General features: G+C 45.7%; 11 protein-coding genes. 8 read left to right on the plus strand and 3 right to left on the minus strand.

Annotated features, from left to right (window positions below; genetic code table 11):
* Window positions 1–376 precede the first annotated feature (376 nt).
* The 8 genes from DWW91_RS20165 to DWW91_RS27720 all read left to right on the plus strand — a co-directional run bounded on the left by DWW91_RS20165 (window position 377) and on the right by DWW91_RS27720 (window position 8,046).
* Window positions 377–1,141, plus strand: coding sequence for a ParA family protein (locus tag DWW91_RS20165; protein WP_046146192.1), 765 nt, complete (start codon window positions 377–379; stop codon window positions 1,139–1,141).
* A gap of 8 nt (window positions 1,142–1,149) precedes the next feature.
* Window positions 1,150–2,034 (plus strand): ParB/RepB/Spo0J family partition protein, encoded by an 885-nt coding sequence (locus tag DWW91_RS20170; protein WP_009859842.1) that lies wholly within the window; start codon window positions 1,150–1,152, stop codon window positions 2,032–2,034.
* Between the two features lie 21 nt (window positions 2,035–2,055).
* Complete coding sequence (locus DWW91_RS20175) at window positions 2,056–2,778, plus strand: DUF5683 domain-containing protein (protein WP_052716691.1); 723 nt, start codon at window positions 2,056–2,058, stop codon at window positions 2,776–2,778.
* A gap of 7 nt (window positions 2,779–2,785) precedes the next feature.
* A complete protein-coding gene (locus DWW91_RS20180) occupies window positions 2,786–4,312 on the plus strand; it encodes a lytic transglycosylase domain-containing protein (RefSeq protein ID WP_122328757.1) in 1,527 nt (508 codons plus the stop codon).
* Window positions 4,313–4,405: 93 nt separating this feature from the next.
* Window positions 4,406–6,694 (plus strand): bifunctional (p)ppGpp synthetase/guanosine-3',5'-bis(diphosphate) 3'-pyrophosphohydrolase, encoded by a 2,289-nt coding sequence (locus DWW91_RS20185; protein ID WP_010800746.1) that lies wholly within the window; start codon window positions 4,406–4,408, stop codon window positions 6,692–6,694.
* Window positions 6,695–6,793: 99 nt separating this feature from the next.
* Window positions 6,794–7,306: a flavodoxin FldA gene (gene fldA, locus DWW91_RS20190; RefSeq protein ID WP_122328758.1), complete on the plus strand. Its 513-nt coding sequence runs from the start codon at window positions 6,794–6,796 to the stop codon at window positions 7,304–7,306.
* Between the two features lie 40 nt (window positions 7,307–7,346).
* Window positions 7,347–7,733: a DUF2023 family protein gene (locus DWW91_RS20195; protein WP_122328759.1), complete on the plus strand. Its 387-nt coding sequence runs from the start codon at window positions 7,347–7,349 to the stop codon at window positions 7,731–7,733.
* Between the two features lie 145 nt (window positions 7,734–7,878).
* Window positions 7,879–8,046: a hypothetical protein gene (locus DWW91_RS27720; RefSeq protein ID WP_154278097.1), complete on the plus strand. Its 168-nt coding sequence runs from the start codon at window positions 7,879–7,881 to the stop codon at window positions 8,044–8,046.
* On the opposite strand, the gene DWW91_RS20200 is transcribed toward DWW91_RS27720, so the two are convergent.
* The 3 genes from DWW91_RS20200 to DWW91_RS20210 form a co-directional block, all read right to left on the minus strand.
* Window positions 8,043–10,355, minus strand: a complete 2,313-nt coding sequence (locus DWW91_RS20200) for a TonB-dependent receptor (RefSeq protein WP_122328760.1) — start codon at window positions 10,353–10,355, stop codon at window positions 8,043–8,045. The genes DWW91_RS27720 and DWW91_RS20200 overlap by 4 nt on opposite strands.
* Before the next feature lie 82 nt (window positions 10,356–10,437).
* Window positions 10,438–10,788, minus strand: a complete 351-nt coding sequence (locus DWW91_RS20205) for a hypothetical protein (protein ID WP_009859835.1) — start codon at window positions 10,786–10,788, stop codon at window positions 10,438–10,440.
* Window positions 10,789–10,907: 119 nt separating this feature from the next.
* A complete protein-coding gene (locus tag DWW91_RS20210; protein WP_010800742.1) occupies window positions 10,908–11,636 on the minus strand; it encodes a nitroreductase family protein in 729 nt (242 codons plus the stop codon).
* Window positions 11,637–11,803 lie beyond the last annotated feature (167 nt).

An 11,803-nucleotide genomic window follows, 5' to 3' on the forward strand; every position in this document is an offset into this window, starting at 1 on the left:
AATAATCATTTCGCGTAATGGTTCTCCTTCGGGAGAGCCATTCAGTAGCCTGCGACGGGTGAACAAGTGGGATGATGAATATTAAGTAATAAAATAAAGTTCTTCTGTCAAGTACTCCTGAGAAGGAGGAACGCAGACACAAAACAAGCCTCTCCGGTTGATATCGGGGAGGCTTTGTATTTTTAAAACTTCGTTATCATTTCCAAAAAAGTATATGCATATTCCTCATTTGGAACAAGTTATTAAATATTCTGTTTATATTTGCAAGTTATCAACAGTTAGGGCGACTTTTCAACAAAACGAGCATTGTTTTGCTAAAACCTGATTTCGTTAGGTTTTTAATGTTTAGTTTTGCCTCCGAATTAATAGACGAAGTATGGGAAAGATTATCGCTTTAGCAAATCAGAAAGGTGGAGTTGGTAAGACAACGACCACGATTAATCTGGCTGCATCCCTCGCTGCACTCGAAAAGAAAGTGCTTGTTGTTGATGCGGACCCGCAGGCAAATGCTTCCTCCGGGTTGGGTGTGGATATTCGCAGTGTCGAGTTGTCCATCTATGAATGCCTGGTAAATAGCGAGGAGGCAAAAGGGGCCATTATCCCGACCGAGGTGGAAGGACTGGATATTATCCCGTCGCATATCGACCTGGTGGGTGCGGAGATTGAAATGCTGAACATGGAGAACCGGGAACAAATCCTGAAACAGATTCTCGTTCCCCTGAAGGATATGTACGATTTTATCCTGATTGACTGTTCTCCTTCTCTGGGACTGATTACAGTAAATGCCCTTACGGCAGCCGATTCGGTCATAATCCCTGTACAATGTGAATATTTTGCATTGGAAGGTATCAGTAAACTGTTGAATACAATAAAAATTATTAAGTCAAAGCTGAATCCGGCTTTGGAAATCGAGGGATTCCTGCTGACGATGTACGATTCGCGCCTTCGCCTGGCCAACCAGATTTATGAAGAGGTGAAACGTCCGTTCCGCGATCTCGTTTTTACAACCGTTATTCAGCGTAATGTGAAGCTGAGTGAGGCCTCCAGCTACGGCAAACCGGTATTGCTTTACGATGCCGAATCGAAGGGAGCGCTCAATCATATGCAGCTGGCACAGGAGCTGATAGACAAAAACAAATAAGTAGAATTATGGCAGTAATGAAAAGATCGGCTCTTGGCCGTGGATTGGATGCTTTGATCACGATGGACGACCTGAAGACAGGCGGTTCGTCTTCTATCAGTGAGATAGAACTGAGCAAGATTCAGCCCAATCCGGATCAACCCCGTTCTATATTTGAGGAAGAAGCACTGGAGGAACTGGCTACTTCTATCCGCTCCCTGGGTGTTATCCAGCCGATAACCCTGAAAGAGATCGGAACCGAGAAGTATATGATCATCTCCGGCGAACGTCGTTACCGTGCCTCTCTGATGGCAGGTCTGGAACAGATCCCTGCCTATATCAAGACGGCAGCCGACGAGAATGTAGTCGAGATGGCGCTGATCGAAAATATACAGCGTGAAGACCTTAACTCGATAGAAATAGCATTGGCTTATCAGAAACTGATAGATAGCTACGGTCTGACTCAGGAAAAACTCAGCGAACGGGTAGGAAAGAAACGGGCTACTATTGCCAACTATCTGCGCTTGCTGAAGTTGCCTGCCGAGATACAGATGGGACTGAAAGATAAGAAAATCGATATGGGACATGCTCGTGCCCTGCTGCCGGTCGAAGATCCGGAGGTGCAGTTGGCTCTGTATGAACAAATATTGGCAGAAGGACTTTCCGTACGTAATGTGGAAGAGATCGTGCGGAACGGAGCGGAAGCTGTAGCGACAGAAAAGAAAGAGAAAACAGTCGGACGTAAACCGATGCTTCCCGAAGAATTTAACCTGCTGAAGGATCATTTGTCCCGATTCTTTAATACAAAGGTACAATTGGCGTGCAACGAGAAGGGAAAAGGACGCATCACGATTCCTTTTACCTCGGAAGAAGAACTGGAAAGACTGATCGGTCTGTTGGATAAATTGAAATAAGTTGACGGTAGATTCGTGAGGATGAAATTAAAAATAAGCAGGATACTGTGCTTGCTGGTGGTGCTTACGGGTATCTCTTTATATACAAAAGCACAAGGCAAGGCGGTTATACTCGACGCCGATACGGTTGTTGTTGCACCACCCGACTCAACGGTGCAGGCTGTACTTCAGTCGGCTGACTCTGCGAGCCGGGTAAAGGGCAAGGAAATAGATATGAAACCGTTCAAACCCAATCCGACAAAGGCGGTTATTTTGTCAGCTATTTTGCCGGGATTGGGACAGATATATAACAAGGCTTACTGGAAATTACCTATTGTATATGGTGGTTTTATGGGCTGTATCTATGCGATAACCTGGAATAACAAGAATTATAAGGATTATTCGACGGCCTATTTTGATTTGATGTATGATGTGAAAAACAATGCGGATGATCCGTCTAAATGGAGTAGTTCATGGACGGATATTGCGAAGAAGAACGGATATGATCCGGAAAAATTTATTACGACCGCATCTTATCAGGATAACATCAAGCGCCGTAAGGACTATTTCCGTCGTTACAGGGATTTGAGTATTATTATCACAGCCGGCGTTTATGCTATCTGTATGATCGATGCTTATGTGGATGCCCAGTTGTTCGACTTTGATATATCTCCTGACCTGAGTATGCGGGTGGAACCGATGGTGATGCCTAAGACCAGTGTCAGTGAACGAATATATGGCCTGAATTGCAGTATAAAATTCTAATTAATACATGAAATACTTATTATCATTACTCTGTTTCTGCTGTTTCGTTACTGTTGTCCGTGCACAGGAAACAATAACTGAAAATGAAGAACCTCAGTATTCGGACCTTTCCGCCGACTCCCTGTCGGTTGATGTCGGTCTGATACCCGAAAGTCTGGATGCGGATGTCGACAGCCTGCTTCACTCCTGGCATGTGCAATACTTTTCCAAGAAAGATGAATATTGTCATGACGATGCCGCAAATGTATGGTTCCCTGACTCTGTCTACCGGGAACGTCTGGAAAGCCTTCCGCGTGTTATTTCCTTACCTTATAATAAGGTAGTACGCGATTGCATTGATTTATATGCCGACCGCCGTCGTAATCTGGTACGTTATATGCTGGGTATGGCGGATTTTTATTTTCCAATCATCGAACAGGTTCTGGATGAGCATGACTTGCCAATCGAGCTGAAATATCTGGCTGTGGTGGAAAGTGCCCTGAATCCGGTAGCCTTGTCACGTGTCGGTGCCTGCGGCTTATGGCAGTTCATGCTTCCGACCGGAAAGATTTACGGACTGGAGATCAACAGTCTTGTTGACGAACGTCGTGACCCGGTAAAGGCTACACATGCCGCCTGTCGTTATTTCAAAGATATGTATGCTATTTACGGTGACTGGAATCTGGTGCTGGCTTCTTATAACTGCGGGCCGGGAAATGTCAATAAAGCTATCCGCCGTTCCGGAGGGAAGACGGACTTCTGGGAGATATTCCCTTATCTGCCCAAAGAAACCCGCTCGTATGTGCCGTTATTCATTGCGGCAAATTATATTATGAACTATTATTGCGATCATAATATCTGTCCGATACAGACCAGTATGCCGCTGGCTACCGATACGGTCGTTGTCACAAAAGCACTGCATCTGGAGCAGGTGGCAGATATACTACAAATGGATATTCAACAGGTCCGTGCCTTGAATCCGCAATATAAGCGTGATATTATCCCCGGAAACACGGAGCCGTCTGTGTTGAAGTTGCCGGTAAACCAGACATATGCTTTCATTGACAAAGAAGATACGATCTATACGCATCGTGCAGAAGATTTGTTGGAGAATTGTCTGGCTTATAATCCGTCCGATAAAGATAGTAGAAAGTCCTCTAACCGCGAAAAGATTACTCATCGTGTCGCTTCCGGCGAAAATATCTATGCGATAGCCGACCGGTATGGAGTGACTCCGAAAGAAGTACGTCAATGGAACGGTCTGAAGTCGAACCGTCTGGCTAATGGGCGGCGCCTGACTTTGTATGTGGATAATGGCGGGGTGACTTTTGCTTCAACAGTAAAGTCTAAGGCGATACCTAAAACGACTTCTCCTTCGGAAATAGTTGAGAAACAGAGTAATGGCTATGTGTCTTATCAGGTGAAATCGGGAGATTCCCTTTACACGATATCGAAAAAGTATCCCGGTGTGTCGGCTGCTTTGATACAAAAGGCGAACGGATTACCGAATGCAAATATCCGTCCCGGACAGGTTCTGAAAATTCCTGTGGGATAAAACTTGCTATTTTCTTGGCTTCCGTGCTGATTTTTGATGAATATTTGTATATTTGTGGTTACAGACGTTGTATAAAAAGAAGAGGTTGTAACCATGAGTGATGCGATAGACACAAAAGACACAAAGGAAGCTGGTGACATGTTACCCGCTATGACGGCAGACGAGAAAATGATCCAGGATGGATTTAACGAGCTGCTGAAGGACTATCTGAATTCAAATCACCGGAGGAAGGTGGAGCGCATTACTAAGGCGTTCAACTTTGCCAATCAGGCGCATGCCGGCGTGAAACGCCGGTCCGGTGAACCCTATATCATGCACCCCATTGCCGTTGCACGGATTGTTTGCCGTGAAATGGGATTGGGGTCGACTTCTATTTGTTCGGCTCTGCTCCACGATGTAGTGGAAGATACGGAATATACCGTACAGGATATCAGTGATATGTTTGGTCCGAAGATTGCCCAGATTGTAGATGGGCTGACTAAGATATCCGGTGGTATTTTCGGGGAACAGGCTTCGGCGCAGGCGGAAAACTTCCGTAAGTTGTTGCTTACCATGAGTGACGATATCCGTGTAATCCTGATCAAAATCGCCGACCGTCTGCACAATATGCGAACCTTGGGTTCGATGCTTCCGGCCAAGCAATTCAAGATTGCCGGAGAGACACTGTACCTTTATGCACCTTTGGCTCATCGCCTGGGTCTTTTCACCATCAAAACGGAACTGGAGGACCTGAGTTTTAAATATGAGCATCCTCAGGAATATGATTTTATCGAACAGAAACTGCAAGCCTCCGAGGAAAGCCGTAATAAACTTTTCGAACATTTCGCAATTCCGGTCGATAAGAAACTGAAAGAAATGGGCTTGCATTATGAGATGAAAGCCCGTGTGAAATCTGCTTACTCTATCTGGAACAAGATGGAGAGCAAAGGGATTACTTTTGAAGATATCTACGACCTGTATGCCGTCCGTATCATTTTTGACCCGCTGCCGGGTGTGGATGAAAAGAATATGTGCTGGGATATCTATTCCGCAATAACAGATATTTACCGTATTCGTCCGGATCGAATCCGTGACTGGGTAAGCCGTCCGAAGGCTAACGGATACCAGGCGTTACACCTGACAGTCATGGGGCCCGATGGGCAGTGGGTGGAAATACAGATTCGCAGCCGGCGTATGGACGATATTGCTGAGAAAGGATTTGCCGCACACTGGAAATATAAAGAACACAGCGTAGAAGAAGATACCGAACTCGATAAATGGCTTCAGACAATTACTGAAATCCTGGAAAGTCCGGACCCGAATGCCCTCGACTTCTTGGATACGATCAAGCTGAACCTCTTTACCTCTGAAATATTCGTGTTTACCCCGAAAGGGGATATAAAAACGCTTCCCCAGGGGGCTACCGCGCTTGACTTTGCCTATGCGCTGCATACCAATATCGGTAATAAATGTATCGGGGCAAAAGTTAATCATCGCCTGGTTCCTCTCAGTCACCCGTTGGCCAGTGGAGACCAGGTGGAGATACTGACTTCCCGTTCACAGGAGCCGCAAGCGGAATGGCTTAATTTTGTTACTACGGCAAAAGCCCGTTCAAAGATCGATGCCGTATTGAAGCGTGCTCGTAAGGATGCAGCCAAAGTGGGTGAGGAGAAGGTGATTGCAGCCTTTAAGCGCTCTGATATGGAGGCAAGTACGTCTAATCTGGATAAGTTATGTATGTATTTCGGTTTTTCCAAGCGGGAGGAATTCTTTTATGCCGTGGAAAAGGGTGATGTCACCTTGCCGGAAAATATAAAGAAGCTGTTGAAGGAAAAGACCGATAACGTTTTATTTAAGTATGTAAAGCAGGCGTTAGGAGTCGGTGTCAAGAATAATAAGGAGAAAGAAGAGGTACAGAAAGAAGAAAAACCGAAAGCAAAATACGATAAATCGAAACCTTATATCCTTCGTGAAGAAGCATTCGAACGTAATTATGTCATTGCTGAATGCTGTAAACCTATTCCGGGTGACGATGCGTTGGGCTTCATCAACGATGACGGCAATGTGGTTGTTCATAAACGCTCCTGTCCGATTGCCATGCGCCTGAAGAGTAGTTTCGGCGAACGTATCCTGAATACCGAATGGAGTAGCCATAAGAATGCTTCCTTTGAGGCTACTCTCGAAGTGAAAGGTATCGACTCGATTGGCGTTCTGAACACAATCACTAAAACAATCTCCGATGACTTCAATGTAAATATCATGCGTCTGCTTATTGAAGCGAAAGACGGTGTGTTTGAAGGAAAGATTAAGATGAAAGTGCATGATGTGGAAGACATACAGAAGATGTGTGTGACGCTTTCTAAGATAAAGAACATAAAGTCGGTCGGTCGTGTGGCTGATTAATCGGTAGGTATTTTAACCCTCTAAAATACACATTTATAGGTATTGCCTTTATAAGGGAGATATCTGACCTTTGTCTTCGTCAATTAAAAATAGAATAAGATGAAGACAATAGGTATTTTTTACGGTTCTTCAACCGGGACAACAGAGGATATTGCAAAACGTATAGCAGCCAAGTTAGGCGTGGATGCTTCTAACCTGTACGATGTGGCGAAGGCTTCTCCTTCCGATCTGGCAGGTTATGAGGTTTTGATACTGGGTAGTTCTACCTGGGGCACCGGCGATTTGCAGGATGACTGGTATGATTTCCTTGTCAAGATAAAGAAACTGGATTTATCCGGTAAGTTCGTGGCTATTTTCGGTTGCGGCGACTCTTCCTCTTTCAGCGACACGTTCTGTGACGCTATCGGAACAATTTATACGGACCTTCAGGATACTGGGTGCACATTTATCGGAAATGTGGCAACAGACGGTTACTCTTACGATGATTCGGCAGCCGTTATCGACGGTCAGTTTGTCGGACTTCCGTTGGACGAACTGAATGAAGACGACCAGACGGAGTCCCGTCTTGACTCATGGATTGATTCTTTGAAGAAAGAAGATTGGAATAATTGATTTTCATGTATTAGTTTTTAAGGTAATATCAGTCAGTGCGATGGTAACGGTCAAAGAGAATAAGATTCCCGGAGAGGTAAAAGTTTTTTTGAATCATATCTACGAATATAAAAAGGGGATACGAAGCATGGTTTTATACACGATCAATAAATCTTATGAAAAGATTGCCACCGATCGTCTGGAAAGCCAGCAGATTTGCTATGTGAAGCAGGATGCCGGTGAGCGGAGTGTGAATATTTATTTCGGCAGACCTGAATGTATTGATGCAATCCGTTTGCTGGTTACCCGTCCTTTGAACTTGCTTACTCCTGAGGAAGATTTTATTCTCGGCGCCTTATTAGGATATGATATCTGCATGCAGTGCGAACGTTTCTGCACAAAGAAGAAACAGGCATTGTCATCCGACCTGGCTGGTATGGTAGGATAGTTTTCCCTAAAATTGTTTATTTACCCCTGTTACCCCGCTTGGGATAGCCGACACCGATACTTATAGAACAAAGACTTTCTGGATTTAACAGGTAGTATCGGCCATCCCAGGAGAACGCAAAGCGTTCTATGAAAGGCATCAGCTGATGAGCGTTAAACGAAGCATCCGTAGAGAGCGTCCGGAGGCTGTGCTGTTTGAGCGCAGCGAGTTCACAGACGACAGCGAACGGAGGATGCGGAGTAGCGAAGCAGGTGCAGCCTTGATCTTTTGGCTACTTTTCCATCAAGGGAAAAGTAGGATCAATTCTTTCTAATAAGAAATCTTAACCCCCGCAAAATAACTTCTCGGTGCGGCCGGTCCGTAGATGTAGGCGGAGTCGCGTTTGCGTCCCTGGTCGAAGTCGGACTGGTAGGCTTCGAAGATATTCTGTACACCGGCGTTTACTTCCAGGTTGATGTCTTTGTAGATGTGGAAGTCGTATGACAGCTTGATGTTCATGTCGAAGAAGTCCGGTGTTTTGACCGCCTTGTCCATCGGGATATAGCCGGCCAGGTGCTGTACCAGCATGCTTCCGGTATAAGTACCCGACAAAGCCGCCGTGAAATGTTTCAGCGGAGTCAGCGTCGAGGTGAAGTAACCGTAGGTATTGGGAGTGCGGAACATCTTCCGTTCTGTCGGGACATTCTCGTTATCGCTCCATTTCTCCGGTTCGTTGTAACGGCTGCGCTGCAAGGTGATGCCTGCCTGTAAGGACAGCCAGGAGGAGAGAACACTTTTTCCTTCGAGCGTCAGTCCCATCACTTTGGCTCCCGAACTGTTACGGCGTTCTTTGATGATATTACCCTGCTCGTCTTTACCGATGTCCTCCAACACAAAGACATCGCTCAGGCTGGTGTAGAATCCTTCAATCAGGAAATTTGTCTGGATTCCGTTCTTGAAACGGTGATAGAAGTCGACTGATGTGCTGAGACTCTGCGATTTCTCTTCTTTCAGGTCTTTTGCTCGTTGTATCATCGCAATTTCACCACCTACGGCAGAGATGTGCATATCCTCGTCGAAAGCCTGCGGCGCACGGAAGCCGCTGGAGTAACTGGCACGGATATTGATATCCTCCGTCGGATTGAAACGTACATTGGCACGCGGACTGAATATCACATTATCTATCATATTATGTTTATCCATACGTGCTCCGACCAGGAAACTCCACATTTTGTTTTTCCATTCGTTTTGCAGAAAAAGGCTTTCGATATGGACTTTCTGGTTCGTATAGCGGTTATAGCCTATCATTTCATCTTTCAGATGGTCGTAATTGTATTCCAGTCCGGCTGTCAGGTCCGACGGCATAAACAGGAACTTGTCGAAGCTATAGGCATACTGTGTTCCCGCCATAAAAGTGAGGTCGGTAGTCTTGCCGTAGGCATTCGGGTCTTGCGCTGTACCGTAATAACTGTCGCGGTCGGTGTTTTGGGCCGAAGTGAAGACGCTGAGCCTATGTTTGTAATCGGAAGAGAAAAGGTCGAACTTCAGGCCCCCGCCGTCGATGGAATGCTCCAGTTGTTCAGCAATATCCGCTTCATGGGGCGGACGGTCCAGCAGGTTACCGCCACGGCGGTATTCGTTCATGTGATGATATTCGAATGTCAGCTTGCTGTAAGTGCTTGTTTTCAGGTAGGAACGGAATCCGACCGTCTGGTTTTTAAGTTTCGGCAGTTCGGTATAACCGTCGCCGTCATGGTCGTAGCCGGAACGATGGCGGTTCTGACCGAAGATGTACATGCCGGCTTTACTGTTGTCCGTCACCAGCGAAGCGTTCAAAGTCGTGTTGTTATCAAAAGCCGAACTTCCTCCGATAGAAGAAATCGTATGCGTCAGTTCTCCGGAATTGCGCAATGGCTCTTTAGTAATGATATTGATGGTCCCCGCAATGGCAGAAGAGCCGAATAAGGCCGAACCGCCGCCGCGCATCACTTCGACACGGTCAATCATATTCGCCGGAATCTGTTCCAGTCCGTATACCCCCGAAAGGGCGCTGAAGATTGGGCGCGAGTCGATTAAGATTTGTGTGTAAGGCCCGTCCAGCCCATTGATACGAACCTGTTGGAAACCACAATTCTGGCAGTTTGTCTCAACACGTACGCCTGGTTGGAAATTCAGTCCCTGCGCCAGATTTACCGCATTGGTCGTTTTAAATAGCTTCGAGTCGATGACATTGACCAGGGTGGGAGCCAGGCGCCGCGAAGTCTCGCTCCGGTTTGCCGAGACGACAACGCCGTCCAGGGCAATCCGGTCTTCTTCCAGCTCGACGTTTATTTCCTGTGTTTTCCCTTTTACCAGGCTCACTTCGCGGGTTACGGTTTTGTATCCGAGATATTTGAATTCAAGTGTAAACTTGCCCTCGGGCAGGTTTTTCAGGAAATAATGACCGGAATTGTCCGTCGTGGTCCCTATGGTCGTCCCTTTCAGCATAACGGTGATGAAAGGCAGGTGTTCGCCTGTCTCTTTGTCCAGTACATGTCCGAATACATTGGCATCCGAAGCATTCATTTTCTCGTCGTCTCCTGTTGCCCGTGCAACCGTAACGGCACAGCAAAGGCATAGTATAAGTGTTATAATCTTATTCATTTTAATTTGTTCTGATAAATAGGTAATACAAGGGATGTACCTGTTTGAACACAGGTATCCTAACAAAAAAAGTCCGTATGTATCAGATTACAGGAGGGGCACGAAGAGATAACTTTCCCCGTACAGGGAGTAGGTAATCCGGGTAGACCGGATTGTTTCTGAGTATAAATAATGTAGTAAGAAAAGCGGCAAGCAGAATCGAAACAAACGCAGCTCCGCTGATTTGAATCGTAGAAAGCTGGTGAAGTAACTGGAACTCCGCGTAACCATGTTCATGGTCCGGTTGGCCGTCGTCCGTTTTATGGTAAGGGTGCGAATGGACTATCGTTACCCCGTTCACGATATGGACGTGGGTAAACGCAATCAGGCATCCCAGATACGCAATAAACAGTGCGGGGAGCGCTATACGCAGATATTTCCTGAACTTCTCCATCACCTTGTTGCAAATATAAGGTATTATACGGTATAAAATGGCAAGTCTGGTATTAAATCTGTATTAAATACCTACTGCTAGGTATGAAAACAGGAGCCTCTCCCCGTTTGAAAGATAGATTAAATCCTATGATAAACTTCATTGAACGGCACTCTGCATCGTTCTCCCCAGATGCCTCTGTTACCTTTTCGGATGCCACATGGAATGACCATATTTATCCCGGCACCGTGCGGTAATTTCAATAGTTTTTTGATTTGTGTACTGTCGAAACCCTCTAAAGGGCAAGTGTCGTATCCTTCATTTGCCATGGCAATCATAAATGTCTGGGCAGCCAGTGCACAGGATTTATGAACGATGACACGCATGTCGCTTTCGGAAACTTCACGTACCATAGGGCGGAAGAGGCCGATGCTTTTAGCCAGTATAACCCTTAAAAATCCCAGCAAACCGAAGAACCTGGCATAAAGGAACGGCATTACTTTCCCATAATATAATTCTCTGTCTTTGATACGCTTCTCCTGGCGTTCCTCGGGACTGTTTCGCAGGATATTCCCTTTCTCGAACTCGAGAACGAATTTTGCCCGTTTCTTATATAAGTCCTGACGGGTAACGAAAATAACTATTTCCGGAGCTGTGGAGGCTGCTGTCTGCCCCAGACAAGCCTTCGAAATCTTTGCTAATAATTCGGGTTCTGTAATTTGATAGAATTCCCATAATTGCATATTCGAACTGTTGGGAGCCAGCGTTGCCAGTTCCAGACATTGTTTGACCTTTTCCGGGTCTATCGGTTTTTCTTTATCGTATACCCGCACGGAACGGCGGAACTGCAAGACTTCTGCTAAATTCATTTTTTGATTCTGTTTAATTAAATAACTTCTTTCTTATCTGATAGATGGTCGCTTAAAAGCAACTCTATAATTATAACAAAATTGTGAGTTAATTGTATTATTGAGTTATAAAGAATTCGGTAAAAGTAAATACTTTCTTGTTTGCTACCAATACCTGTGGAAAGCGA

Source organism: Parabacteroides sp. AF17-3, assembly GCF_003635445.1.
In the GTDB taxonomy this organism is placed as follows: domain Bacteria; phylum Bacteroidota; class Bacteroidia; order Bacteroidales; family Tannerellaceae; genus Parabacteroides; species Parabacteroides goldsteinii.

What these genes read in the sequence shown, in the direction of transcription:
- DWW91_RS20170 (WP_009859842.1), top strand. Translation starts at nt 1,150, where the DNA reads ATGGCAGTAATGAAAAGATCGGCTCTTGGCCGTGGATTGGATGCTTTG.
- DWW91_RS20185 (WP_010800746.1), top strand. Translation starts at nt 4,406, where the DNA reads ATGAGTGATGCGATAGACACAAAAGACACAAAGGAAGCTGGTGACATG.
- DWW91_RS27720 (WP_154278097.1), top strand. Translation starts at nt 7,879, where the DNA reads ATGAGCGTTAAACGAAGCATCCGTAGAGAGCGTCCGGAGGCTGTGCTG.
- fldA (WP_122328758.1), top strand. Translation starts at nt 6,794, where the DNA reads ATGAAGACAATAGGTATTTTTTACGGTTCTTCAACCGGGACAACAGAG.
- DWW91_RS20205 (WP_009859835.1), bottom strand. Translation starts at nt 10,788, where the DNA reads ATGGAGAAGTTCAGGAAATATCTGCGTATAGCGCTCCCCGCACTGTTT.
- DWW91_RS20175 (WP_052716691.1), top strand. Translation starts at nt 2,056, where the DNA reads ATGAAATTAAAAATAAGCAGGATACTGTGCTTGCTGGTGGTGCTTACG.
- DWW91_RS20210 (WP_010800742.1), bottom strand. Translation starts at nt 11,636, where the DNA reads ATGAATTTAGCAGAAGTCTTGCAGTTCCGCCGTTCCGTGCGGGTATAC.
- DWW91_RS20180 (WP_122328757.1), top strand. Translation starts at nt 2,786, where the DNA reads ATGAAATACTTATTATCATTACTCTGTTTCTGCTGTTTCGTTACTGTT.
- DWW91_RS20195 (WP_122328759.1), top strand. Translation starts at nt 7,347, where the DNA reads ATGGTAACGGTCAAAGAGAATAAGATTCCCGGAGAGGTAAAAGTTTTT.
- DWW91_RS20200 (WP_122328760.1), bottom strand. Translation starts at nt 10,355, where the DNA reads ATGAATAAGATTATAACACTTATACTATGCCTTTGCTGTGCCGTTACG.
- DWW91_RS20165 (WP_046146192.1), top strand. Translation starts at nt 377, where the DNA reads ATGGGAAAGATTATCGCTTTAGCAAATCAGAAAGGTGGAGTTGGTAAG.